We start from the raw sequence: 25,109 nt of genomic DNA, 5'->3' as shown, positions 1-25,109 counted from the left end.
ATTGTTGGAAAAAGAAGAATTGAACGAGGAATCGTAAAAAGAAATAAGAAACAATAGATAAATAGAAAATAATTCAAGTTATTCAAAGGTTGAGAAGATGAGAAAAACAAAGCTGGAAAAAAACTTTAGTAGGTAAAGAAGGCAATTCAGATCAAGCGGAAAATTTTCTGAATTTCTATAATACAGTTAAAGCAGCGGAAGGAGAAAGAACGTGATGTTTGAATGGCAAAGACAAATTCAGCAGGTCGTCGATGAAATCGACGAGGAAATCAAGAAACAGAGTAATGAAGATTTAACCCTGGCTAATTTGTCGAAACGATCAGGATATTCTGAATTTTATATGACGCGTAAATTCAAAGCTATATCGGGAATGTCGTTCCGGGATTATTTGCGGTATCGGAAACTGGCGTTTGCTTTAAAAGAAGTGCGCGATAGTGAGAAAAGCATGCTTGAAATTGCTTTGAATTATGGCTTTTCTTCTCATGAAGCGTTTACCCGTTCATTCAAACATACCTACGGCATAACGCCCAGCGACTATCGGAAACATCCGAAACCTGTCGTTCTACGCACTAAAATCAATCCGTTTGACCGCTACTTTTTAGGATTAGGAGAAATCGGTATGATGAAAACAACAGAAGACTTGAAGATTTACTTTGTTACAATTCCAGCTCATAAGTTCCTGTATATCAAAAATTATGAAAGTAATGGATATTGGGATTTTTGGCAGAAACAAAATTTGATTTCAGGACAGGATCAGGCAACAATCTGCGGTTTACTGGACAGCATTAAAGGAAAACTGGATGATGACGGCGGCAGTGAAACAAACAGCGGCAGCGGACAGGTTATGGCTTATATGAATGATCCAAAAGGTCGGCTGTGTGATTGGGGATTTCCTCGAACAGAATGTTACGGCGTGCGGCTTCCTGCAGATTATCATGGGGAAGTACCTCCGCAGATGATTTTAACAGAGATTCCTGAAGGTGAATATCTCGTATTTGAACATGGACCGTTTAATTATGAACAGGAAAACCGGAGTATTGAGGAACAGGTTGAAAAAGCAATGGCTGAATTTGATTTCAGTGAAACGGGATATTGTTATGATACAACGACGCCAGGGCGGATTCTTTATTTTTACTTCAATCCGGAGCAAACCTGGAAATATATCCGGCCGGTTCGTAAGGTATTAGAGTAATGAACTTAGATTTTGAATAAACTAGCTTCACTTAAGGTTTATTCTCTTTGTTTTAAGCCAAACTGAAGGGAAAGGGACTAGAAATGCATCGGTTTTGTTTTATCCATTGACAAAAAAATAAGGCTTGATTAAAATGAAGATGTTAAAACGTAGATGAGGACAAGTAAGTATAAGATTTTCTCAAGAGAAACAGCGGTTGGTGTGAGTTGTTGTGAATCTGTACTGAAATCCACCTCGGAGTGAAAGTAAACCTTTCCGGTTATCGCCGTTAACGATTCAAGCGACTGATGTTTCACGTGAAACATCAGTAATTAGGGTGGCAACACGAGGCATCGTCCCTGACTGGGCGGGCCTTTTTTATGTTAAAAGGAGGAAATAGTTATGCTGGACATCAATTTGTTGCGTACAAATCCAGAAGTAGTCAAAGAAAACATTAAAAAGAAGTTTCAGAATCAGAAATTGGAATTAGTCGATAAGGTTGTTGAATTAGATCGGCAGTTCCGAAAAGCAAAAACCGACGGCGACAGTCTGCGGGGACAGCGGAATGCTATCAGTAAGCAGATCGGCGGCTTCATGAAGCAGGGATTAAAGGATAAAGCGGAAGAAGCGAAGAAAGAAGTCGCTAATATTGCGAAACAACTGGCTGATCTGGAAGTGAAGGAAGAAGAATTAGCGGCGGAGATCAAAAAGATTATGCTTGTGCTGCCGAATATCATTGATGAAACAGTACCGATTGGAAAAGATGATAGTGAAAACGTTGAAATTGAGAAATTCGGCGAGCCAGTTGTTCCTGATTATGAGATTCCTTATCATACGGATATCATGGAGTCGTTTGATGGAATTGATCTGGACAGCGCCCGGAAAACAAGCGGAAATGGTTTCTACTATTTAAAAGGCGATATTGCCCGTCTGCATTCCGCAATTCTGTCCTATGCGCGGGATTTCATGATCGATCGTGGCTTTACCTATTACATCCCGCCGTTTATGATTCGCAGCGACGTGGTCACCGGCGTCATGAGCTTTGCGGAAATGGAAAACATGATGTATAAAATTGAAGGGGAAGACCTGTATTTGATCGGTACCAGTGAACATTCCATGATTGGCAAGTTCATTGATACGATTATTGATGAAGAACAGCTTCCGCAGACGCTGACATCTTATTCCCCGTGCTTCCGTAAAGAAGTAGGGGCGCACGGCATTGAAGAACGCGGTGTTTATCGGATTCATCAGTTTGAAAAACAGGAAATGATCGTTGTCTGCAAGCCGGAAGATTCTAAATATTGGTATGATCAGCTGTGGAAGAACTCGGTCGATTTCTTCCGTTCCCTGGATATCCCTGTCAGAACGCTGGAATGCTGCTCGGGCGACCTGGCGGATCTGAAAGTAAAGAGCTGCGACGTCGAAGCCTGGTCTCCGCGTCAGAAGAAGTATTTTGAAGTTGGAAGCTGTTCCAATCTGGGCGATGCGCAGGCTCGTCGTTTAGGCATTCGTGTTCAAAACAAAGAAGGCAAGTACTTCGCGCATACTCTGAACAACACAGTGGTTGCGCCGCCTAGAATGCTGATCGCTTTCCTGGAAAACAATTTAAACGCTGACGGAACGGTGAATATTCCTGAACCGTTAAGAATGTATATGGGCGGAAAGACAAAAATCGAGAAAAAATAGTGATGAAGGGGGAAATCGATCCCCTTTTTCATTGATAAGGAGAAAAGTGTGAAAGTAAAGCAATCTAGCTTGCTGTCATGCAATATTTGTGACTGCGCAAAGCGCAGTAATGGAGGTAAAAATGTTAAGAAAGATGAAAACAGACGATCTTGATCCTGTTGTTCAGATCTGGTTGGAAAGCAATCGGCAGGCTCATTCGTTTATTGAAGCCGATTATTGGGAGAAAAATAAAGAAGAAGTGAGGAAAATGCTTCCCCATAGTCTTATTGAAATTGCGGAGATTGAGGGTAATATCGTCGGTTTCATTGGAATGAATGAAACCAAGATTGAAGGTTTATTTGTGAATAGCAACTTTCAATCAAGAGGGATTGGACATTCTTTGATCGAATGGGCAAAGACAAGAAATGAAGTATTGACGCTGTACGTATATCAAAAGAATCAGAGAGCCTTGAAATTTTATCTTAAGGAAGGCTTTGTTATTCATAAACAGCTTATTGATGAGGAAACAGGCGAAATCGAGTTTCTCATGCAATGGAAACGTCCATAATCGAGGAATGTCATTAAAAACAGTTATTTTGAATGTTTCACGTGAAACATCAGAATACAACAAGTGAATTTCCGTAAAAGCAAAAGAAAATTAAGAATAAAATTTAAGCATAGACAAGTAATTTTTATTCAGTTATCCTAATTATGGGGTTGGCGCCAGCTCCTGAAATCAGGAGAGAATAGAAGATGAACAATTTAAATTTAGTCGGAACTCCGCGAGAGATTGGTTTTCAATATGGAAAATATTTTGCGGAACAGGGCGTTAATCTGTCCTCGACGTTGCCTTCCGGTACGAAAGAACGAAAAGAGTACACTGAATCCGTAAAATTCTTGTATAAATCTGATTATCCGGCAATTCTGGAAGAAATTGAAGGAGTGGCGCAAGGAAATGGATGCGATGCGGAGGCATTGACTCAATTCTTATTAAGCATGTATGTTTATACCGCAATGAATTTCTGTACCTGTATTACAGGATTAGATCATCGCGGCCATCTCTTATTAGGAAGAAACAGTGATTTTTTGACAGCGATGCAGCCAATGTATAGTCATTGTGTCATTAAACCGACATCAGGCTATGCTTTTACAGGTAACACAACGGCTTTTGTTGAAATGGAAGACGGAATAAATGAAAAAGGCTTCGCAGTTGGACTGACTTTTATTTACAGCGCACAAAAACATTGTGGCTTAAATGCTGGAATGATCGTCAGGATCTTATTAGAGCACTGTGCAAGCGTGGATGAAGCAATTGCTATGCTCAAAAAGATGAAGATTGGCTCATCTCAGGTCTTAACGATGGCCGACAGCACAGGAAATAAAGCGGTTGTTGAATGCAGCGCTCAGCATATCGAGATCATTCAATCTCATTCCATCTTATATTCTGTAAATCAGTTTGTCAGCGATGCCATGAGGCCCTATAATCCAAGAAATATTGATGATATGGAATCAGGATTGCGATTGAAAACGTGTCAGAAAGCCTTTCAACATCAAAATGTGCTGAGTATGGAATACTTGAAAGACGTATTAATGGGAAAACAAGGGTTTCTATGTCAATATGACCGCAAACGCGGCGGAGATACAGTCTGGTCTGTGATTTATGATCTCAATGATGAGAAAATCCAGTTTTGTGATGGCAATCCATCAAGAGAAGTGTATGAGACAATTAAAATCGATTTCTAAGCTTAAAGTATAACTGAAGACACTTAAAGACTACGTCTTTATCAATAGTCTTCTGTAACTGTTGTTTAAACAAAGTTTAATGAAAAGAATGCGAACTTGTTAGTTTATATCGAAGGAAAGGTGTTTTTATGGAGGATAACAAAGTCATCCTATCCGAAGTGTTCTTTTATTCCAACAAGCGTCAATATCTGCCTGTCGTAGGATACCGGCCAGATGCCCTGTTCGAAGGGCAGAATCCGGATGAATACTGGGGCATTACCTTTATGGATTGTTCTATATCAGAATTTGACACCTGGTCGACAGCGAAAATCAAATTTACTTTTCAGAACAGTCACTATGATCAGGTAAAGGAAGGTCAGATGTTTCAAATCATGGAAGGAAGAAACGCAGTCGGAGTGGGGAAAGTCATCCGCGTTGTGAATGACAAAGATCAATAAGAATAATCATAAATAACGGATAAATGATTTGAGATTGATTAAAAAACTGAATATTTTCTTTGAATTCATCTGAAATGTTTCACGTGAAACATTCAAAATTTCCTCATTAAGGCTTATAAAGAGTTTGTGTCAAAAAAGCCAGGCAGTCACTTGCGGTTTAAGCAAGGATTGAGTATAATAATAAACGGTACAACAAACATATTTGAACCTGGTCAGGACCGGAAGGTAGCAGCCATAAGAATCCCTGTTTGTGTGTACCCTTTTTATTTTCTTGAATCGAGGTTCAGAACATGGCGGAAAACAGTAAAAGTAAAAATGATGAATACTTCATGCGTCAGGCGATCAAAGAAGCAAGGAAAGCAGAAGCTTTGGACGAAGTTCCTATCGGAGCAGTTCTTGTCCATGATGGAAAGATTCTTGCCCGGGGCCATAATCTGCGGGAAAAGAAGCAATCATCCCTGGCTCATGCGGAAATCGTCACGATTGAGAAAGCCTGCCGGAAAATCGGATCCTGGCGTCTGGAAGACTGTGTCCTTTACGTTACGCTGGAACCCTGCCCGATGTGCGCCGGGGCAATTCTTCAGTCGCGGATCGCAAAGGTTGTATACGGCGCTGCGGATCCGAAGGGTGGAAGCGTCGGAACGTGTTTTAACCTTTATGATATCCCGGGTTTTAATCATTATCCCGAAGTGCTGGGCGGAGTGCTGAGCGAGGACTGCGCCATGCTTCTTAAAACCTTTTTCAAACAAAAAAGAATGAAGAAAAACGCACAGAAAGAACAAAAATCCACAGCGTCTTCTAATCCGGGACAAGCCTGTCAGGACGCCAAAAAATAACAGAAACGAATATCGTAAAAAAATGGGTTTTCATTTTAATGATGGCTCATTTTTGTTATAATAAGTAAGTCAGCGAAGGAGGAATCAGGCATGAGTTATAAAGCGTTATATCGGACCTACCGACCATCCTCCTTTGAAGAAGTCGTAGGTCAGCAGCACATTGTCACTACGCTGAAAAACGCGGTAAAACAAAATAAAATAGCCCACGCGTATTTATTCTGCGGCCCTCGCGGAACCGGAAAAACAACGATCGCCAAGCTGTTGGCGAAAGCGGTGAACTGCGAAGATCAACAGAATGCGCCATGCAATCAGTGCCGCAGCTGTTTGGCAATTCAACAGGGTAATCATCCCGATATCGTGGAAATTGACGCCGCTTCCAACAACGGCGTTGACGAAGTCCGCGAACTGATTGAAAAAGTAAAATACGCGCCGTTGGAAGGACGCTATAAAGTCTATATCATCGACGAAGTTCACATGATGTCTTCCGGTGCCTTTAACGCTCTGTTAAAAACATTGGAAGAACCCCCGTCCCACGTTATCTTTATTCTGGCAACGACAGAACCGCAGAAAGTCCTGCCGACCATTATTTCGCGGTGTCAGCGCTATGATTTCTCAAAAGTCGGTCAAAATGAGATCATCACGCGTGTTCGCTGCGTTCTGGAACAAGAACACATTGAATGTGAGGATGAAGCGCTGCGATTAGTCGCTCAGCTGGCTGACGGCGGAATGCGCGATGCCTTGAGCATCATGGATCAATGCATTGCGTATGCACAGAATCACATCACTGCCGCGCATGTGAATGAAATTTACGGGATCACGACCGTGAGTGAGAAGATCGAGATGCTTCAGTGGATTTTCCAGCATCAGGCTCAGTCTTTGTTGGAAAAAATCCGCGTGTTGAACGAAAAAGGCGTCGATATTAAACGTTTGACTTCCGATCTGATCGAAATCCTGAAAGAGTGCGTCATTTTCATTTATACTCAGGATGTTACGTTATTAAATAAAATTAATGAAACAGAAGCCAATGCGATCATCAACGGAAAAAGCTCGCGCGATTTATTAGCGTTGATCGATATCTTGATGGAAACCTTGGAAAAATACCGCACTGCCAGCAGCGCCGCTTCCTATTTTGAGGTTGCGGTATTGAAAATGATGGCGGAATTGGATCAATCCCAGCGCACCGCTGCGGTGATTCCGCCCGTTTATTCCCAGCCGGCGGCAGCTCCGTCAATTCCAGCTTCGCCTCAGGCCTCAGCGGGAAAGCCTCAGCCGGAAGTGCAGAGTGAATCGACGCTGATGCCGGAGGAAGTTGATTTGACAGAAGATACGCTGCCACTAGAAATGATGTCGCCGCTTCCGGCACCCCCGGAAGAAACCGGACGCGTAATCCAGGAAAAACCGGTCGAAGTCCATCCAGAGTTCGAAATTCAACCGTTGGATTATGAATTCGTGATGCAGCTCTTAGCGGGCGCAAATAAAGAAATGCGGATGAAGGATGAAAATCAGTGGAAGCTGATCGATCAGAAATGCCGTGACCGTGATCTCAACTGCGCGCGGATTGCCAATCTTCTGCGGAACGGACGCATTGTGGCGTGCGGAGAAAATTACATCCTGATCTGCGTGTCCTATCAGGCGCTGGCCAACCAGATCAACGACCCGGCCATGAAGTCGCAGATCAACCGCTTTTGTTATGAAAATTTAGAAATCAGAAAACAACTCTTTGCGATTACGCAGGAACAGTTTAAAATAGAAACGAACGATTTCCTCGCCCGCTCACGCAGCGGAACTTTGCCGGAACCCGCACATGTAGCGCCGGTTGAAATTTGCGAGGAAGCAGGCAATGCAGAGAAAACCGAGCCGGAACAAGGCGTAGTTGAGAAACTGTACGATTTGTTCGGGACCGAGAATGTCGAAATCATCGAGGAGGAATAACAAATGAACATTCAACATTTATTAAAGCAGGCGCAGCAGATGCAGAATCAGATCGGCAAGGTCGAGAAAGAGATCGAAGCCACAGAATATACGGCAACGGCCGGCGGCGACGCTGTGAAAGTCACGCTGACGGGAAAGATGGAAGTAACCAGTATTGAGATCAGCGAAGATCTGTTGACTGCGGATTCCAGGGAAATGCTTCAGGATACTATGATGATTGCGGTGAACGCCGCTTTAGCCGCCGCGGTAAAAGATAAAGAAGAACGCATGAATAAGATTACGCAGGGCGTGAAGATGCCGGGAGCTTTCTGATTGCATGTATCCGAAGTCATTTGAACGACTGATTGAATGCTTTCAGCTGCTGCCGGGCGTGGGCGCCAAGACGGCCGAACGCTACGCCTTTACGATGCTCGATGCGCCGCAGGAACAGATTGATTTGTTTGCACAGGCGTTAATTAGCTGCAAGAACGACATTAAACGCTGCCGGATCTGCGGCAATATCAGCGATCAGGACGAATGTCCGATCTGTCAGAACGAGGATCGCAATTCCCGGATGATCTGTGTTGTGCAGTCGCCGAAGGATGTGATCGCCATGGAAAAAATGCAGGAATACGCCGGCGTTTACCATGTGCTGAACGGTTTGATTTCCACATCGAAGGGGATCATGCCGGAAGACCTGAATATTGATGCGCTGCTGGAGCGGATTACACCGGAAACGGAAGAAGTGATCATTGCCACCAACGCGACCATTGAAGGTGAAACCACAGCGCTGTACCTAGATAAGCTGCTTTCCGGAAAGGGCGTGCTTGTTACCCGGATCGCCCATGGTCTGCCGATGGGCGGTCATCTGGATTATGCTGATGAACTGACGCTCATTAAAGCGTTTGAAGGGCGTAAAAGCCTTAAATAAGAGAGAAGGGGTTAAGATGAAAACAGATTTACAAATCGCACAGGAAAATACGATGGACAATATCGAGAAAATTGCGAGAAAGGCCAAAATTGATCCTGATTACCTCGAAGTATATGGCAAAAACAAAGCGAAGATCGATTTAAAAATCATGGATAAAATCGCGGATAACCGCAACGGCAAGCTGATTCTGGTGACGGCGATCAATCCGACGAAAGCCGGCGAAGGCAAATCGACGACCACGATCGGATTGGTCGACGGTCTGGCTCAGATCAATAAAATGGTTATCGGCTGTCTGCGCGAGCCTTCTCTGGGGCCGGTTTTCGGCTTAAAAGGCGGGGCGACCGGCGGCGGATATGCCCAGGTGGTGCCGATGGAAGAAATCAATCTGCATTTTACCGGTGATATGCACGCGATTACAGCGGCCAATAACCTGATCAGCGCTGTGCTGGACAATCACATTTATCAGGGTAACGAACTGAACATCGATCCGACAAAGGTCGTCTGGAAGCGCTGTCTGGATATGAATGACCGGACGCTGCGCAGCATTACGATCGCGCAGGATAAGAAAACCAACGGCGTCGAACGCAAAGACGGATTCATCATCACGGTCGCGACGGAGATCATGGCGATCATGTGCCTGTCCAAAGATCTTCAGGACTTTGAAAAGCGCGTCAGTCAGGCGGTTGTCGCTTATACCTATGACGATCAGCCGGTCACGGTCGGCGATCTTCAGGTTGAAGGCGCAGTCACGCTGGTCATGAAGGAAGCCTTGAAACCGAACCTCGTGCAGACGCTGGAAAAAACGCCGGTGTTCATCCACGGCGGGCCGTTTGCGAACATCGCGCATGGATGCAACAGTCTGATCGCCACCCGGATGGCGCTGAAGCTTTCAGATTATGTCGTTACGGAAGCCGGCTTCGGTGCGGATTTGGGCGCAGAGAAATTCTTTGATATCAAATGCCGCTACGGCGAGCTGAAACCGAATGCGGTCGTCATTGTCGCAACGGCCAGAGCGCTGAAGCTGCACGGCGGCGTTCCGGCGGATCAGCTGAAAGAAGAAAATGTTCCAGCCATTCTGGAAGGCATCAAAAACCTGGAAAAACATATCGAATCCATTAAGCAATACCGAGTGCCGTATATCGTCGCGATCAACAAGTTCAGCGCGGATACACAGGCGGAAGTTAACGCAATTCTGCAATGGTGCAAAGAGAACGGTCATCGCGTCGTCTTATCCGATGCCTGGGCTAGCGGCGGAGCGGGAGCCGTGGATCTGGCGCAGGAAGTCGTCAGAATGTGCGAAGAAGACTCCAAATTTGAACCGTTGTATGATCTCGATCTGTCTTTGGAAGAAAAGATCGAAACGATCGTTCGGAAGATTTATGGCGGACGTTCGGTTATCTTCAGCGACCGGGCAAAAGCTCAGCTGGAAGAATTCAAGCAGGCTGGTTGGGATAAGCTGCCGGTATGCATGGCGAAAACTCCGAATTCACTGACAGACGACGCGAAGATTGTCGGCCGGCCGACAGGGTTTGATATTCATGTTCAGGAACTGCGGATTTCCGCAGGCGCGGGCTTCGTCGTTGTCCTGACGGGAAACATCATGACGATGCCAGGCTTGCCGAAGGATCCGGCGGCGCTCCACATGGGCATCAATGAAAAGGGCATTTCCTACGGAATTTTCTAAGTCTTAAAATGAACGGGTTGAAAAGTATGGAAACCCCGGATAAATTGAATAACAGAAGATGAAGCGGTTATAAACGGCCTCATCTTTTTTTATCTTTTCAATGAAAAGAGGAAGGACAGATCTAAATGGCTTGAATAATTTTCAATCTATTGCCTGTATCAAAGCGATATGCAGAATTCAGGGAACCCTTAACTACTTAAAATTTTGATAGAAATGGAAATGAGTTTGACCCATATCGGGCAGAAAGGAGAAACACTGAAAAATTCCTGCAACTTCCGGACTTGTTCAACTTTGTTTCCTTTTCACAGCACGTGGAAAATGGTAAAATAAAAGGCATAGAGGTGAGTTTTCATGGCATCCATCGCATACATTACAGACCGGAATATGATCGAATTTCATCGCCTGAACGGAAACCGGACGATGAATTTCTGGCGTCCCAGCAATTCCAAGAAATTTACGGATTTCAAGCCGGGCGACCTGTTGTTTTTTCTGGCGAAAGGCAGCGAGCGCGGGCGGCACCGCGAGAAGGGGATCGTGGGTTATGGTCGGTTTCAGAAAGCCCATACGCTCAGTTTTCGTCAGATGTGGAACGTCTACGGCACGGAAAACGGGTATGCCAGCGAGGATGAACTGTACGACGCGATTGTCAAGGTTTCTAAAAATAAGAAAATGCCGAAGCTGATGAATTGCCTGTATCTCACCGACGTTGTGTTTTTTCAAGCTCCAATTTATTTAAGCGAGATCGGTGTCGCCATCTCCAATAAAGTGGAAAGCTATATCTATCTCGATAAGGAAGACCCGCAGGCGACGTCCAAGGTGCTGAACAAAGCCAAGGAAACCGGCGTCGATATGTGGATGGCGGCGATGAGCGAAACTCTCAGCCAGAACTTCGATCTGGAAGAGGAACAGATCAAGCATCAGCTGTCGCAGATCATTGAAAAGGCCGGCGACTCCTTTTACACGGAAAGCGAGAAAAAGCGACTGCGGCGGTTAGCCCGCCAAACCATCGACCAGAAGGCTGAGGAGAAAAAGATTACAGAGCTGATCAAGGGAAGCAAGACCGAATTGGTCTGTTATACGGGGGAAAGGATTGAAATCCTGATCCCATTCGTCTATACTTCAAAAGACTTCTACCGGAAGCTGCAGTATTTGATCGGCCATTGCGCGCTGATGAAGCTGGAGTTTTCCCGGTGGAGCGAATATCACATTCCGCTGCATTTTGAGATCGTCGGTGAAGAACCGCTGCCTGCCGAGGTCATGCGAGCCATCGACGCTTTAAATCAGGGAGAAGAAAGGATTTGATCAAACATGCTGGATGTCATCGTTGTCGGCGGCGGTCATGCCGGAATTGAAGCGGCGCTGATTGCGGCCCGCCTGGGCTGCGAAACGGCGCTGATTTCGTTAAGTCTGGAAAACATCGGCAAGATGCCGTGCAATCCTTCAGTCGGCGGCCCGGCTAAAGGGATCGTCGTCCGGGAAATCGACGCGCTGGGCGGTCAGATGGGCATCACTGCCGATCAGACAGCTTTGCAATTTAAAATGTTGAATACCACGAAAGGCCCGGGCGTACAATCGCTGCGGGTGCAGTCCGATAAGCTCGCCTATGCCCGGCGGATGCAGGAAGAAATTCAACGTCAGGAACACCTGCGGCTGATCCTGGGGATCTGCACCGGGATTCTCGTTGAAAACGGAAAAATTACCGGCATCACGATGGAGGATGGCCAGATCCTGGAAGCCCGGGCCGTCATTCTGACGACCGGTACCTATATGAGTTCTTCCGTTATGATCAGCAGCGAGGTCACGCCCAGCGGTCCCGATGGAGAACCTACCACGAACAAGCTCTCCGAATCGCTGCGTCAGGCTGGCTTAAAAACCTTCCGGTTAAAGACCGGGACGCCGCCGCGGGTGCTGACGGAATCGATTGATTTCTCCAAAACGACACCGCAGCCCGGCACCGATCAGTTCGTCGCCTTTTCCACGACGACGCAGACGATTCGCAAGCCGGAGGATCAGAAGCTCTGTTATCTGACCTATACGACGCCTCAGACGCATGAACTGATTTTAGCCAATCTGAAAAAGTCGAGCATGTATTCCGGCGTGGTCAAAGGCGTCGGCCCGCGCTACTGTCCTTCGATTGAGGATAAGCTCGTGCGGTTTTCCGATAAGCCGCGCCATCAGATTTTTTTGGAACCGGAATCAGAAGCGTTGGATACCACCTATGTCCAGGGCTTTTCCACCTCGCTGCCGCGGGATCTGCAGGAATTGATGGTGCATTCGCTGCCGGGGCTGGAACACGCTGTGATCCGCAAATATGCCTACGCGATTGAATATGACGCGATCGATCCGCTTCAGCTGAAACCCTCGCTGGAAACCCTGGTGGTGGAAAATTTGTTTACAGCGGGTCAGATCAACGGCACCTCCGGATATGAGGAAGCTGCCGCCCAGGGGTTAATGGCCGGGATCAATGCGGTGCTCAAGCTGCGCAATCAACCGCCGCTAGTTCTGCGCCGGGATGAAGCTTACATCGGTGTGATGATCGACGATCTGGTCACCAAGGGCACGCAGGAACCTTACCGGCTGTTGACCTCCCGGGCGGAATTCCGGCTGCTGCTGCGGCACGACAATGCCGATCAGCGCTTGATGCGCTACGGCTATGAGCTGGGCAGCATCAGCGAGCAGCGCTGGCAGGATTATCAACACCGCCGTGCTCAGGTTGAACAACTCAAGGAACAGCTGAAAACCTGCCGTCTGACGCCGAAAAGTCCGATCCAGGACGCTCTGGAAGCGGTCGGCTATGCAGCCTTGACCGACGGCGTAAGCGCGGAGGAACTCGTCCGCCGTCCGCACATCACTGTGGCGATGCTGAAACCGGCGCTGGACTTTGATTTCGACCCCGCCGCGGCCGCGCAAGCGGAAATTGAGCTGAAATATGAAGGATATATCAATAAAGCACGCAAGGAAGCGGAGAAAATGATGGCGATGGACCACGTCGTCCTGCCGGAAGACCTGGATTATGATCAGGTTCAGCACCTTTCGTTGGAAGGCCGCCAGAAACTCAAGGCGATCCAGCCGCATACCCTGGGCCAGGCCTCCCGCATCTCCGGCGTATCGCCGGCTGACGTCGCGATGCTCGCGATGGTTCTCGAACAACGTCACAGAAAGGAACAATAACAATGAACTATGAAGAAGTGATTTCCCGCGTTCACGTTTACGGCTTAGAAGAAAGCGTGCGCGGAAGCAAATATCCGATGGCGACCGATCTGAGCAAGGTCAGCGAGGACGTCACCCCGACCGTCGTCAAGCTCGCCACCAGCAAGCAGGGCGAAGGCCACGACAATTTTATGAACGGCATTATCGTGCAGATGGATCTGACGCTGACCAACAAAGCCTGGGTGGAAGCCGAGCGCTACCATTTCCTCGACTTCGTTTCAAGCCAGTCGACGATGCACCGGATAACGAAATTTGATCTGGACAGCGCGTACATTGATTACGTCGATCCGCGGATGGTTCAGATCATGAAGGAAAAAGTCCAGGCCTACAACGACCTGCAGGCCCGGATGAAGGAAACGGAAGAACCGGCGGAAAAGCAGACTTTGCAGGCGGAGCTGAATGAACGCTACTTGCAGATTCTTTACTCCAATCCCTGTGGTTTCCGCATTACGGCCCGCATGACGACCAATTACCGTCAGCTCAAAACCATCTATCTGCAGCGCCGCACGCACCGGCTGCCGGAATGGCGGGCTTTCTGCGCCTGGATCGAAACGCTGCCGTACAGCGAATTCATCACCGGCAAAACGGCCTGAATGATTTCATAAGCCGCCGGCGGCGCGCATAAAGTAAGGGTGAAGGAGAGCGAGCTTATGCACATAAAACGAATTCTGATCGCCGTCTTCGTGATCCTGCTGATCTTCGCCGGCTGTCATCCGCGCAAAAAAACCGGAACCATGGGCGAAGTCCGGGCAGCCTGGATTTCTTACATCGAATTGTCATCGATTCTGGATAACCGCAGCGAGGCCGATTACATCCAAGGCGTCAAAACGATGCTGGAAAATTTAAAAGCGATGAACTTCAATACGGTCTATGTCCACGCATCCGCTTTTACCGACGCCTATTATCCGTCGCAATACTATCCGACGGCGCAATACGTCGCCGGCCAGATCGGGCAGAATGTGACTTACGATCCGTTCGGCCTGTTTGTTCAGCAAGCCCATGAAGCCGGCTTTCATATCGAGGCATGGATCAATCCGATGCGCTCGTTCCGCACGGATCAGGAAAGTCAGATTCCTGTCAGCTCGGTAATCGGCCAGTGGCTGAGCGATCCAACGATGCGCGGCACGCGGATTGTTGCGGAAGGCGACCGCTGGTATCTCAATCCCGCTTATCCTGAAGTCCGCGAGCTGATCTGCGCGGTGGCGAAAGAGCTGGCGCAGAATTATCCGATTGACGGCCTTCACCTGGATGATTATTTCTATCCCGACGGCGTGAGTGAAAGCTTTGATCAGGTTGCCTACCAAGCTTACCGGCAAACGGGTGGGGAGCTGTCGCTGGGCGACTGGCGGCGGCAGAATATCAACGAGATGGTGGCCAGCCTGTACGCCGCAGTGAAACAGGTTGACGAAACGATTCAGGTCGGCATTAGTCCGGCCGGCAATCTGGAATATTCCGTGGAAAGCATTTACGGCGATGTCCGCGAATGGGTCCGCCACGACGGCTATCTCGATTACATTCTCCCGCAGATTTATTTCGGCTACGAGCATGGCACACTGCCGTTTGATCAATGCCTGAAACAATGGGAAGACCTCACTCAAGGCACCTCGACCGAATTGATCGTGGGGCTGGCCGCCTATAAAATCAACACCGTGGACAACTATGCCAAAGATGGCAAATACGAGTGGCAGCAGCACGACGATATTCTGAAACGTCAGATTCTGGAACTGCGCGATCATGCGGCGGTGGCCGGATTCTCCATCTTCAGCTACAATTCGCTGTTTCAGCCGGCGGCGGAAAATGCTCAGCGGGTTAGTCAGGAACTGGAAAACCTTCAGGAACTGATGATCAAGACAAAATAATCAGGAATCACGAGAGAACGATCAGAAAGTACACCGAGGCAAGGCTTCGGTGTTTTTCGTTTGCTTAACAGATTCTGGTTCTGTTCTCGTGACTTTTAACGGAGACCGTGGAAAGCAAGGGGAGAACGGATTCTTTACGAGGGAAAGTAATAGAAATTTCCGATATCCTTAGATTTTCCGTTTTGCGGAGGAATTTCAGGAAAAAGGGTGATAAACCATAAGATCAACTATAATTAAAATACATTTTAAAATTATTTTAAAATATGATTGACAAGAAATCAAATGCATTCTATTATTAAAATAGATTTAAAAAGCGTTTTAATAAATACTCAGGAGGAGAAAAAGAATGGAAATTGTAAACGCAAGAATTGACGAAAGAATGATTCATGGGCAGGTCGCCGCAATCTGGACAAACTTGTTGAACGCCACGCGGATTCTGGTCATCGACGATCAGGCGGCGCAGGATGACATCCAGAAAATGGCGCTGCGGATGGCCTGTCCGTCAACGGTTAAGCTCTCCATCCTCTCGGTGGAAAAAGCAGTTCAGCGGCTTCAGCAGGAAGCGTATCCGCAGGATCGTTTGTTCATCGTCATGCGGGGTCCGGAAACCGCGAAACGAGTGTTGGAAGCCGGGTATTTCCTGCCCGTGATCAATGTCGGGAATATCTCGAATAAACTGGGCTCTGTGCGCATCATCCGCTCAGTCTGCATCACCGCCGAAGAAGCTCAGATATTCCGCGACATCGCCGCCAAAGGAGTTCGGATTACTGCCCAGACGGTACCGAGCGATGAATGCGCGGATTTTATCCCTTTGATTAACCGCGCTTTTTAAGCTTCGGACTCATCCAACGTCAGAATTTAAAGAGAATATGATGATCATGAAAACCGCTGAAAAAGCGGGGATAAAGGAGGATAATCATGGCAGATGCAGCAGTTCTTAAAGAAATGAATCTCGGTAAGATACGAGCGGTTCTGTGCAGCGGATGTTCGCTCAGTAAGACGGCGCTGGCGGAAATTACCGGCCTGAGCTTTCCGACCGTCGGCAAGATTGTGGACGAAATGGTAAAAACTCGCGAACTTCAGGCAATGGGCATGCAGAGCTCGTCTGGCGGACGGTGCAGCCGGTTATATCAATACAATCCGGATTTCCGCAACGCGATCGTGCTGATTCTGGAAGGTCAGACCATCGACTGGTTTTTACTGGACAGCCTGGGGATGACGAAGAACCAGGGACATATTGACGTAGAAGCCGGCTTGCTGGAAACGATGGCGCTCCTTTTACAGACCGTACGCCGCAGCGAACCCTCGCTTTGCTGTTTCGTGCTGGGAATCGCCGCCAACATTGACGGCGCAGTTGTCCAGCAGAGCTATGAATACCCGGAACTGAAAGGAATTAATATTCTCAAGGAACTGGAATGCGCCAGCGGATTAAAGGGCGCGGTAGGCAACGATATGGAATTCTCCGCGGAAGGCAGCTGGCAGCGTCTGCGTTTGAATGATAAAACGTCGCTGATCAGCTTCTATCTGGGAAAGTGCGGCTTTGGTTCCAGCTTCGTCTTCAACGGCAAAGCGCTTAAGGGCTCCCATAATGTGGCCGGCGAAATCGAATTGCTGCCATGGATTCACCAGGAAAAGCTGACGCAGGACGTCTCTGCCAACACGCTTCCAGAATCCGTTCTGCAATGTATCCTGACTTATGCGCTGGTCGCGGATCCCGATATCATCCAGCTTTATTCGCACCCGCTGTTTCTGCAGAGCCAGCAGGAAATTGCCGACCGGCTGAAACAATGCTACAACAGTGATAAAATCCCGGCCGTTCGGGTGTCGGACCGTTTCCGAATGGATTATGAAATCGGCCTGAGCCGCCGGGCCTTAACGATGATGGCGGAGTTGAAGGACGAATCCTGATGAATCGCCGCGGGCTGAAAATGAAGTGTTATTCCAAGAGGAACCGCTGAACCCTGCGGTTCTTTTTCTGTCCTCCAGGCTGCGAATTTAATCTTCCGCCTTTCTTTTCAATGCTGCTCCGGAAATCACGGGCATATCTTTTCCTTTGCGCGGACAACTTTTGTATAATAAGCACACCAACGCCTGAAGCGGAAAGTCGATTTCAATCAAGAAGAACGACATTTCCCGGCAGAAGACCCACAACCTGCCAGGCGGAACGTGTGAGAAAAAGGAGAATCAAAATGGAGATCATCAAACGAGATCAAAGCGTTCAAGCCTATGACCGCCGGAAAATCAGCCGGGCGGTGAGCGCGGCTTTTGCCAGCGTCGGCCATCCGCTGCCGGAAATGACAAAGGAAGCCATTCTCGATCAGGTTGAAGTCCAGATCCGCGGCGCGGCGGAAACGGCCCCGGTCAGCGTCGAACAAATTCAGGACTGGGTAGAACAGGCGTTAATGCGTCAGAATTGTTATGAAGAAGCCCGCCACTATATTCTGTACCGCCAGGAACATGCCAGACTGCGCGATCAGATCGATCAGCTGCGGCGGATTATTCCGGATCCGGAAATCCTCGCAGCCTGCCGTCAGCTGCAGCGTGACTTTTCCCAGCCGGCGATGTCGCTTGACGCGTTGATTCAAAAGATTCAGGCTTTTTCCAAGGAGAAGATGAAACGCTCCCAACAGCTTGACAATCTTATCCGCGCCTGTGTCGAGCTGGTCAGCCAGGAAGCGCCCGATTGGGAAAAGGCCGCGGCCCGATTTATGATGATCAAGCTGCGCCGCTCCGTCAGCCGGCGGATGGAACAACAGGGAATCCGCACGCTGGCGCAGAAGCTGCTTTATTTGGAAGCTCAGGGTCTGTTAAATAAAGACTTATCCGAGCATTACAGCTATAACGATTTAAACCGGCTGGAACAGGCGATCGACAATGAGCGCGATCAGCTGTTCAACGCCAGCGGCCTGGAATTGTTGATCAAACGTTACCTGATCCGCGATCACCAGGGCGAAGTTCTGGAACTGCCGCAGGAGATGTTCATGGGGATTGCGATGCACCTGGCGATTCCGGAAGGGAAACACCGCGTCGAATGGGCGATCAAGATTTATGATGTTTTAAGTCAGCTCCAAGTCACGATGGCAACGCCGACGCTGGCTAACGCCCGCAAACCTAAAGCCCAGCTGGCCTCGTGTTTTATCGACGTTGTCCCGGATTCCCTGAAGGGAATCTATAAGTCGCTTGACAGCTTCGCGCAAATCTCCAAACAAGGCGGCGGCATGGGGCTGTACTTCGGCAAGGTCCGCGCTTCCGGCAGCGATATCCGCGCCTTTCAAGGTGCAGCGGGTGGCGTCCTGCGGTGGATCCGGCTGGTCAACGATACGGCGGTGGCCGTCGATCAGCTGGGCGTGCGGCAGGGCGCCGTCGCGGTTTACCTGGACTGCTGGCATAGGGATCTGCCGGAATTCCTTCAGATTCGCACCAATAACGGCGACGACCGGATGAAGGCGCACGACGTTTTCCCGGCGGTCTGTTATCCCGATCTGTTTTGGAGAATGGCGAAGGCAAGTCTGGATCAGAACTGGTATCTGATGGATCCCCATCAGATCCAGACTGTCAAAGGGTACGCATTGGAAGACTGCACCGGAGAATTGTGGGAGCAGCGCTATCAGGAATGCGTCGCCGATTCACGGATCGAAAAACGCGTGATTTTATTAAAAGACCTTGTCCGGCTGATTCTGAAATCAGCGGCTGAAACCGGCACGCCTTTTGTCTTTAACCGCGATCTTGTCAATGCGATGAATCCCAATGGTCACCGCGGTGTCATTTACTGCTCCAATTTATGCACGGAAATCGCGCAGAATATCGCGCCGGCCGGAGAGATCGAAACCCGGATGGCCGAGATCAATGGAGAAACGGTGATCATCGAACAGGCGAAGGCCGGGGAGATGGTTGTCTGCAACCTCGCCTCGCTGAATCTGGGCCGGCTGAATACTGAAGATGAAGAAGAACTGCGGTCGGTCATCGAAGTGACCGTGCGGGCGCTCGACAATGTGATCGATCTCAACGCCTATCCGCTGCCGCAGGCGCAGCGCACTGCCAGTCGAAGCCGGGCGATCGGCTTGGGCGTCAGCGGTCTGCATCACTGGCTGGCGAAGCGTTCGATCTTCTTCGAGTCTGAAGAACACCTGAACGCCGCCGACAAGCTGTTTGAAGCGATCAACTACAACGCGATTCGTGCCAGTCTGCAGCTGGCTCAGGAAAAAGGCCGGTATGCCGATTTCGAAGGCTCCGACTGGCAGACCGGCGCGTACTTTACCAAGCGCGGCTACACCTCTGACGCCTGGCAGACACTGGCTAAGGAAGTGGCTCAGTATGGTCTGCGCAACGGCTGGCTGCTGGCAATCGCGCCGACCAGCTCCACGTCGGTGATCGCCGGGACCAGCGCCGGCATTGATCCGATTATGAACAAATTTTTCCTCGAGGAGAAAAAAGGCAGCATCATCGCCCGCGTCGCTCCCGAGCTCAACGAAAAAACCTATTGGTATTACAAGAAAGCGCATCAGATCGATCAAACCTGGGTTGTCCGGGCCGCGGGTGTGCGGCAGCGGCATATTGATCAGGCGCAGTCCGTTAATCTCTATATCACGACCGATTATTCCCTGCGGGATTTATTAAATCTGATGATCCTGGCCTGGGAGAAAGGTGTGAAGACCCTCTATTATGTCCGCAGTCAGTCATTGGAAGTCGAAGAATGTGAATCCTGTTCGGCTTAAGTCAGCGGCAGGTCTGGCTAAGGAAGCAACAGTCCCAGCGTCAATCAATCAAAAGAACACAGTCTGCGGCGTTCGCAGCTCGCTGTCCGTCATCAATCAAGGAGGAACCCATGTCTGAATCACTCAAACGCAAAGCTCTGTTTAACGCCCAGGGCGATACCGATGTCCGCCGGCGCCGGATGATCAACGGCAACACGACCAACCTCAACGACTTCAACACGCTGAAATATGGCTGGGTGTCCGACTGGTACCGTCAGGCGATGAATAATTTCTGGATTCCCGAGGAAATCAATCTCGGCCAGGATCTCAAGGATTATCCCAAACTGGAACCAGCCGTCAAGACGGCGCTCGATAAAACACTGTCATTTCTGATCTTTCTTGATAGTATTCAGACGGCCAACCTGCCGAATATCGGCGAAGTGATCACGGCCAATGAAATCAATCTGTGCCTGACAATCCAGGCTTTTCAGGAAGCCGTTCATTCCCAGAGTTACAGCTACATGCTCGATTCCTTCTGTTCGCCGGATCAGCGCACGGAGATCCTATATCAATGGAAGGAAGATCCGCGGTTATTGAAGCGCAACGAGTTTATCGGCGGGCTGTATAACGAATTTATTGAACAACGCACGCCAGTGCAGCTGATGAAAACCCTGATCGCGAATTACATTCTCGAAGGAATTTACTTCTACTCGGGATTCATGTTTTTTTACAACCTTGGCCGGATGGGCTTGATGCCGGGTTCAGTTCAGGAAATCCGTTATATCAATCGCGATGAAAACACTCATTTGTGGCTGTTCCGCAGCATGATTCTGGAACTGCGCAAGGAAGAACCGCAGCTGTTCACACCGGAACGGGAACAGCTTTACCGGGAGATGCTAAAGCAGGGCGTCGAGGAAGAAATCGAATGGGGCTGTGCGATCCTGGGCGATGAGATCCCGGGGCTGAACAAAACGATGATCCGCGATTATATCCGCTATCTCGGCAATCTGCGGGCTAAGGCGATTCATCTGGAAATTCTGTATCCGGGTGAAGAAGAAGAACCGGCATCCATGAAATGGGTCAGTCAGTATGCCAACGCCAACCTGATCAAAACGGATTTCTTTGAAGCTCGTTCCAGTGCGTATGCGAAAGCTTCCGCGCTTAAAGACGACTTGTAAGCCGCTTTCATCCTTATTTTAAGGCGATTTTTCACAAGAATGCGGCGTTCGGGAATTGACATTGGAAACCGGTGTTGATATGATTAAACTATCGACAACGTTCGATATTTTTGGAAGGAGAAAGAAATTAAGATGAAAAAGTTTTTAGCATTGGCTCTGGCCGGCATGATGGTTCTGTCCATGAGCGCTTGCGGAAGCAAGGATAAGGGCGGCGAAGCTGCAGGCTACAAAGACGGCACATACACATCCACACAGAAGGGCAACAACGGCGACGTCACAGTCGAAGTGAAGATTGAAGGCGGCAAGATCACCAGCGTTACAACTCCGGAACAGGCAGAAACTGCAGGTCTGGGCGATGTAGCGATGGAAAAGGTCTGCGCGGCGATCGTCGAAGCAAACTCTGCGGAAGTCGATACGGTTTCCGGCGCAACGAATTCCTCTAACGCAGTTATCAAAGGCGTTACTGAGTGCTTAGATCAGGCGAAATAAGGAATTCTAAGAAACCTCACACACTTTCTCTAAAAGCGTGAACAACTGATTTGGAAAGTGAGGAAGATGGGCTGGATCTAATCCAGCTCTTTTTTTGTGCCAAGATTTCACAGAATCCCGAATTCTCCGAATGAAGGGGGAAAGGAGGATCCGAGATCAGGCAGATTCGCTGCAGCCTTTGTCAAGGATGGCTTCCGAAAATGAGTCTTGGAATCAGAAAAGGGAAAAATTGACAAAAGAAATAAAATGAAAGCGCTTGACAAAAATCGTGCTCAGGTGTAATTTTAAATTATCGTTAGACTGTAACTCGTAAGGGAGGCATAACTAACCAGAACATTTGTTTTGGTTATGGTTTGCCTCCCTTTTTTGTTGCATTAAAGGAGGTGTTAACATGTTGGGGCTATTCTCAAAAAAAGCGATGATTCTGGGTGCGCCCGCCGCCGGGCAGCTGCTCGATATCACGCAGGTCAACGATCCCTTTTTCGCCAGTAAAAACCTGGGCGACGGTGTGGCGGTGATCCCGCAGTCGCAGACCGTCTGCGCCCCTTGCGACGGCCGGCTGGTCATGGTATTTGAAACACGCCATGCGTTCGGCATCCGCTGCGGGGAGGTGGAGGTGCTGGTTCATATCGGCATCGATACGGTGCAGATGCAGGGGCAGGGCTTTACCGCACTGAAAAAGGTGAACGACAGAGTCCGCCGGGGCGAACCCATCATCCGTTTCGACCGCGAGCGTTTAAGCGCTTATGATCTGACGGTGATGATGTTCGTGACTCAACCGCAGGCTTTACGCTGGCAGAAGCATCTGGAAAACAGCCGGGTCGAGGCCGGCGATCGTGTGATGACAGGGGAACGCTTATGAAGCTATTGAAAAAGATCAATAACAACTTTGCCTTAGCCGAAGATTCCAAGGGTGAACAAGTGATCGTCGAAGGCCGCGGCGTCGGGTTTCAGAAAATGCCATGCGAGCTGAACGATCTCTCGTCCATTCCCCGGACCTATTACGGTTTTAATTCAGAAACCATCCGGCTGATTCAGACGGTCAATCCGCAGATCTTACAGATTGCCGACCAGCTCTACAACGAAGCCGTTGATCAAATCCCGGCGGAGCTGAATCCCAACCTGCCGTTTACCCTGGCCGATCATCTCGAATTCTGTATCGAAAGACTGAACAAGAACATCGAGCTGAAAATGCCGCTGACTTATGAACTGGAAAGCAGCTATCCGCTGGAAATGAAACTGGCGGAGAACGCGCTGGAACGGATTGAGGAACAGCTGGGGGTTTGTCTGCCGGCAAGTGAGAAAGCCGGGATCGCTTTGAATATCATCAATTCCGAACTGACGGTCAAAGCGTCCAACACGCAGAAGGAAGAAGAATTAATCGCCGGGTGTACGCGGATTATCGAAGCACATCTGCATCAGACGATCCATCTGAATTCGTTCAATTACGCCCGGTTCGCGACGCACATGCGGTATCTGCTTCGGCGGATCAACGAAGGCGTAAGCGAGAATTGTTCTTATTCTCTCTATCAAACGATGAAGGAACAATACGCAAAGATTGCCGGGATCGTCAACGGGATGGCGGTTTATCTGGAGGTGAACGGCTATCCGGTCAGTGAGGAAGAAAAGTTTTATCTGATCCTGCATGTTCAGCGGTTATGCGACCGTGAACGTTGTCTGACAACTCAGCCTTAACCTTTTCAAAGAAAGTTCCGGGGACGCCCGATCTTTCGGTAAGATGAAGTTTCATCAGGAATGAAATAAACCGGTTGCGTTCCTGATCGCCAACGAAGAAATTGCGAATCCGCGCAGGCATGCGCGAGCGGATTTCACAGAGAAGATATTCAAAGTTAGAAATATCAAAAAACGATAGTCAGCAAGCTTGCCCAGAAAAGGCAAGAAACGAAGTCATTTCTATGTAAAGGAGATTTGGGGTATGACAAAAAATTACACAGCCTTAGCTGCCGAAATACTCAGCCATGTCGGAGGGAAGGAGAATATTTCCTTCGTCACGCATTGTGTTACACGCCTGCGCTTCACCGTCAAAGATAAAAACCAGGTACAGGCTGAAGCGATCGATAAGCTGCCATCCGTGTTTGGTTCCAAGTGGAGCAACAATCAGTATCAGGTGATCATCGGCAACGAGGTCAACGACGTCTATGAAGCGATCTGCGAGGCCGGCGATCTCAAGCGGCAGGAAGGCATCGAAGAAAATCTCGATCGCGATCTGCCAAAGGAAAAGCGCGGGCTGAAAGACCTGTTGGGAACGTTTATGGAAACGTTGTCTTCGATCTTCGCCCCGTTCATTCCGGCGATCGTCGCCTGCGGCCTGCTTCAGGGCATTCTGTATTCCATTCAGACGCTGGGACTGATCGATCCGGCCTCGGAAACCTATACTTTCTTCTTCACCTGTTCCCAAGCCGCGTTCTACTTTCTGCCTGTGCTGGTCGCTTTCTCGGCAGGCAAGCGTTTCAAATGCAATCCATATTTAGCGGCAACCACGGCCGCGATCATTATGCATCCGACCTTCTCCGGAATGGCGGGGACCTCGGTGAAGCTGTTCAACTTTCTGCCGATCACCTATGCCGGTTATGCGTCGACCGTGATTCCGGCAATCCTGATCGTTTATTTCCAGTCTTATGTCGAACGCGCCTGCAAGCGTGTAGTTCCGAAGATGATCGATATCATCGTCACGCCGCTGGTTTCCGTCATGCTTTCCGCCGTCGTTGGCTGGATGATTCTGGCGCCGATCGGCAACTGGATCGGTACCTTTGTCGCCCAGGGCATCCTTTGGCTGTATACGTCGTTAGGCCCGGTTGGCGGCGCTTTGTGCGGCGCGCTGTACCCGTTCATGTTGATGACCGGCATGCAGGTGGCGATGTCGCCGATCACGGTGCAGAATCTGGCGACGCTCGGCTACGATTTCATCTATCCTTGCACCGCAGCGTCAAATGCGGCGATGGCGGTCTGCGCGCTGTTCATTTTCTGGAAGGCGAAGAAGGAAGAAACGAAATCGCTGGGTTTATCAACCGGCGTTACCGCACTGATCGGCGTCACGGAACCCGTCATGTTCGGCTTGATTATGAAATATAAGAAAGCGTTGTGGGCCACGGTGATCGGCGGGGCGGCCGGCGGCGCGATCATGGGCGCGTTCACGGTTCAGTATCTGTCGTTTGGCTTCGTTCCGTTTGGCACGATCGTACTGGCGATGACGGAAACCTTCCCATGGTACATGCTGGGCGTCGGCGTTTCGATGGTTGTGACCTGGATCGCCATGAGTCTGTTGAAATTTGAGGAGTAA

Annotated in this window: 22 protein-coding genes, 1 other RNA gene and 1 other annotated feature; all 23 genes read left to right on the top strand. The window is 49.0% G+C overall.

Annotated features, from left to right (window positions below; genetic code table 11):
* Positions 1–214: 214 nt before the first annotated feature.
* Positions 215–1,192 (top strand): helix-turn-helix transcriptional regulator, encoded by a 978-nt coding sequence (locus DWY25_RS14195; protein ID WP_117895792.1) that lies wholly within the window; start codon positions 215–217, stop codon positions 1,190–1,192.
* A gap of 141 nt (positions 1,193–1,333) precedes the next feature.
* Positions 1,334–1,535: a binding site (T-box leader), on the top strand.
* Between the two features lie 38 nt (positions 1,536–1,573).
* Positions 1,574–2,857: a serine--tRNA ligase gene (serS, locus tag DWY25_RS14190; RefSeq protein WP_117895791.1), complete on the top strand. Its 1,284-nt coding sequence runs from the start codon at positions 1,574–1,576 to the stop codon at positions 2,855–2,857.
* A gap of 121 nt (positions 2,858–2,978) precedes the next feature.
* Positions 2,979–3,404: a GNAT family N-acetyltransferase gene (locus tag DWY25_RS14185; RefSeq protein ID WP_117895790.1), complete on the top strand. Its 426-nt coding sequence runs from the start codon at positions 2,979–2,981 to the stop codon at positions 3,402–3,404.
* Between the two features lie 185 nt (positions 3,405–3,589).
* A complete protein-coding gene (locus DWY25_RS14180; protein WP_117895789.1) occupies positions 3,590–4,579 on the top strand; it encodes a C45 family autoproteolytic acyltransferase/hydrolase in 990 nt (329 codons plus the stop codon).
* 128 nt (positions 4,580–4,707) lie between these two features.
* Positions 4,708–5,016 (top strand): hypothetical protein, encoded by a 309-nt coding sequence (locus DWY25_RS14175; RefSeq protein ID WP_117895788.1) that lies wholly within the window; start codon positions 4,708–4,710, stop codon positions 5,014–5,016.
* A 176-nt stretch (positions 5,017–5,192) separates the two neighbouring features.
* An RNA gene (ffs, locus tag DWY25_RS14170) (signal recognition particle sRNA small type) lies at positions 5,193–5,290 on the top strand.
* Between the two features lie 16 nt (positions 5,291–5,306).
* The gene (gene tadA, locus DWY25_RS14165; RefSeq protein ID WP_117895787.1) at positions 5,307–5,852 is read left to right on the top strand and encodes a tRNA adenosine(34) deaminase TadA; all 546 of its coding nucleotides are present in this window, start codon (positions 5,307–5,309) and stop codon (positions 5,850–5,852) included.
* Positions 5,853–5,942: 90 nt separating this feature from the next.
* Positions 5,943–7,784 (top strand): DNA polymerase III subunit gamma/tau, encoded by a 1,842-nt coding sequence (gene dnaX / locus DWY25_RS14160; protein ID WP_117895786.1) that lies wholly within the window; start codon positions 5,943–5,945, stop codon positions 7,782–7,784.
* Positions 7,785–7,787: 3 nt separating this feature from the next.
* Positions 7,788–8,096 (top strand): YbaB/EbfC family nucleoid-associated protein, encoded by a 309-nt coding sequence (locus DWY25_RS14155; protein WP_006058166.1) that lies wholly within the window; start codon positions 7,788–7,790, stop codon positions 8,094–8,096.
* A 4-nt stretch (positions 8,097–8,100) separates the two neighbouring features.
* Positions 8,101–8,694 carry a recombination mediator RecR gene (gene recR / locus DWY25_RS14150; protein ID WP_006058165.1) on the top strand — a complete coding sequence of 198 codons (594 nt, stop codon included), beginning with the start codon at positions 8,101–8,103 and terminating at the stop codon, positions 8,692–8,694.
* Positions 8,695–8,710: 16 nt separating this feature from the next.
* Positions 8,711–10,378, top strand: a complete 1,668-nt coding sequence (locus tag DWY25_RS14145) for a formate--tetrahydrofolate ligase (RefSeq protein ID WP_117895785.1) — start codon at positions 8,711–8,713, stop codon at positions 10,376–10,378.
* A 351-nt stretch (positions 10,379–10,729) separates the two neighbouring features.
* Positions 10,730–11,680: a hypothetical protein gene (locus tag DWY25_RS14140; protein ID WP_117895784.1), complete on the top strand. Its 951-nt coding sequence runs from the start codon at positions 10,730–10,732 to the stop codon at positions 11,678–11,680.
* A 6-nt stretch (positions 11,681–11,686) separates the two neighbouring features.
* Positions 11,687–13,549 (top strand): tRNA uridine-5-carboxymethylaminomethyl(34) synthesis enzyme MnmG, encoded by a 1,863-nt coding sequence (mnmG, locus tag DWY25_RS14135; RefSeq protein WP_117895783.1) that lies wholly within the window; start codon positions 11,687–11,689, stop codon positions 13,547–13,549.
* Between the two features lie 2 nt (positions 13,550–13,551).
* Positions 13,552–14,181 (top strand): hypothetical protein, encoded by a 630-nt coding sequence (locus DWY25_RS14130; protein WP_117895782.1) that lies wholly within the window; start codon positions 13,552–13,554, stop codon positions 14,179–14,181.
* A 57-nt stretch (positions 14,182–14,238) separates the two neighbouring features.
* Complete coding sequence (locus DWY25_RS14125; protein WP_117895781.1) at positions 14,239–15,447, top strand: glycoside hydrolase family 10-like protein; 1,209 nt, start codon at positions 14,239–14,241, stop codon at positions 15,445–15,447.
* A gap of 346 nt (positions 15,448–15,793) precedes the next feature.
* The gene (locus DWY25_RS14120) at positions 15,794–16,279 is read left to right on the top strand and encodes a PTS sugar transporter subunit IIB (RefSeq protein WP_006058150.1); all 486 of its coding nucleotides are present in this window, start codon (positions 15,794–15,796) and stop codon (positions 16,277–16,279) included.
* Between the two features lie 86 nt (positions 16,280–16,365).
* Positions 16,366–17,355, top strand: coding sequence for an ROK family protein (locus DWY25_RS14115; protein ID WP_117895780.1), 990 nt, complete (start codon positions 16,366–16,368; stop codon positions 17,353–17,355).
* A 281-nt stretch (positions 17,356–17,636) separates the two neighbouring features.
* Complete coding sequence (locus DWY25_RS14110) at positions 17,637–20,162, top strand: ribonucleoside-diphosphate reductase subunit alpha (protein ID WP_117895779.1); 2,526 nt, start codon at positions 17,637–17,639, stop codon at positions 20,160–20,162.
* Positions 20,163–20,272: 110 nt separating this feature from the next.
* The gene (locus tag DWY25_RS14105; protein ID WP_006058145.1) at positions 20,273–21,319 is read left to right on the top strand and encodes a ribonucleotide-diphosphate reductase subunit beta; all 1,047 of its coding nucleotides are present in this window, start codon (positions 20,273–20,275) and stop codon (positions 21,317–21,319) included.
* Between the two features lie 132 nt (positions 21,320–21,451).
* Complete coding sequence (locus DWY25_RS14100) at positions 21,452–21,808, top strand: FMN-binding protein (RefSeq protein ID WP_117895778.1); 357 nt, start codon at positions 21,452–21,454, stop codon at positions 21,806–21,808.
* Between the two features lie 391 nt (positions 21,809–22,199).
* Positions 22,200–22,670, top strand: a complete 471-nt coding sequence (locus DWY25_RS14095; protein WP_117895777.1) for a PTS sugar transporter subunit IIA — start codon at positions 22,200–22,202, stop codon at positions 22,668–22,670.
* Positions 22,667–23,503, top strand: a complete 837-nt coding sequence (locus tag DWY25_RS14090; protein WP_117895776.1) for a PRD domain-containing protein — start codon at positions 22,667–22,669, stop codon at positions 23,501–23,503. The genes DWY25_RS14095 and DWY25_RS14090 overlap by 4 nt, the downstream gene beginning before the upstream one ends.
* Before the next feature lie 241 nt (positions 23,504–23,744).
* Complete coding sequence (locus DWY25_RS14085; protein ID WP_117895775.1) at positions 23,745–25,109, top strand: PTS transporter subunit EIIC; 1,365 nt, start codon at positions 23,745–23,747, stop codon at positions 25,107–25,109.

The sequence above is a fragment of the Holdemania filiformis genome, from assembly GCF_003459085.1.
Taxonomy (GTDB): domain Bacteria; phylum Bacillota_I; class Bacilli_A; order Erysipelotrichales; family Erysipelotrichaceae; genus Holdemania; species Holdemania filiformis.
This window is presented reverse-complemented; position numbering and strand designations above follow the sequence as displayed.

Coding starts and splice junctions, on each gene's coding strand:
- DWY25_RS14195 (WP_117895792.1), top strand. CDS start 215: ATGTTTGAATGGCAAAGACAAATTCAGCAGGTCGTCGATGAAATCGAC.
- serS (WP_117895791.1), top strand. CDS start 1,574: ATGCTGGACATCAATTTGTTGCGTACAAATCCAGAAGTAGTCAAAGAA.
- DWY25_RS14185 (WP_117895790.1), top strand. CDS start 2,979: ATGTTAAGAAAGATGAAAACAGACGATCTTGATCCTGTTGTTCAGATC.
- DWY25_RS14180 (WP_117895789.1), top strand. CDS start 3,590: ATGAACAATTTAAATTTAGTCGGAACTCCGCGAGAGATTGGTTTTCAA.
- DWY25_RS14175 (WP_117895788.1), top strand. CDS start 4,708: ATGGAGGATAACAAAGTCATCCTATCCGAAGTGTTCTTTTATTCCAAC.
- tadA (WP_117895787.1), top strand. CDS start 5,307: ATGGCGGAAAACAGTAAAAGTAAAAATGATGAATACTTCATGCGTCAG.
- dnaX (WP_117895786.1), top strand. CDS start 5,943: ATGAGTTATAAAGCGTTATATCGGACCTACCGACCATCCTCCTTTGAA.
- DWY25_RS14155 (WP_006058166.1), top strand. CDS start 7,788: ATGAACATTCAACATTTATTAAAGCAGGCGCAGCAGATGCAGAATCAG.
- recR (WP_006058165.1), top strand. CDS start 8,101: ATGTATCCGAAGTCATTTGAACGACTGATTGAATGCTTTCAGCTGCTG.
- DWY25_RS14145 (WP_117895785.1), top strand. CDS start 8,711: ATGAAAACAGATTTACAAATCGCACAGGAAAATACGATGGACAATATC.
- DWY25_RS14140 (WP_117895784.1), top strand. CDS start 10,730: ATGGCATCCATCGCATACATTACAGACCGGAATATGATCGAATTTCAT.
- mnmG (WP_117895783.1), top strand. CDS start 11,687: ATGCTGGATGTCATCGTTGTCGGCGGCGGTCATGCCGGAATTGAAGCG.
- DWY25_RS14130 (WP_117895782.1), top strand. CDS start 13,552: ATGAACTATGAAGAAGTGATTTCCCGCGTTCACGTTTACGGCTTAGAA.
- DWY25_RS14125 (WP_117895781.1), top strand. CDS start 14,239: ATGCACATAAAACGAATTCTGATCGCCGTCTTCGTGATCCTGCTGATC.
- DWY25_RS14120 (WP_006058150.1), top strand. CDS start 15,794: ATGGAAATTGTAAACGCAAGAATTGACGAAAGAATGATTCATGGGCAG.
- DWY25_RS14115 (WP_117895780.1), top strand. CDS start 16,366: ATGGCAGATGCAGCAGTTCTTAAAGAAATGAATCTCGGTAAGATACGA.
- DWY25_RS14110 (WP_117895779.1), top strand. CDS start 17,637: ATGGAGATCATCAAACGAGATCAAAGCGTTCAAGCCTATGACCGCCGG.
- DWY25_RS14105 (WP_006058145.1), top strand. CDS start 20,273: ATGTCTGAATCACTCAAACGCAAAGCTCTGTTTAACGCCCAGGGCGAT.
- DWY25_RS14100 (WP_117895778.1), top strand. CDS start 21,452: ATGAAAAAGTTTTTAGCATTGGCTCTGGCCGGCATGATGGTTCTGTCC.
- DWY25_RS14095 (WP_117895777.1), top strand. CDS start 22,200: ATGTTGGGGCTATTCTCAAAAAAAGCGATGATTCTGGGTGCGCCCGCC.
- DWY25_RS14090 (WP_117895776.1), top strand. CDS start 22,667: ATGAAGCTATTGAAAAAGATCAATAACAACTTTGCCTTAGCCGAAGAT.
- DWY25_RS14085 (WP_117895775.1), top strand. CDS start 23,745: ATGACAAAAAATTACACAGCCTTAGCTGCCGAAATACTCAGCCATGTC.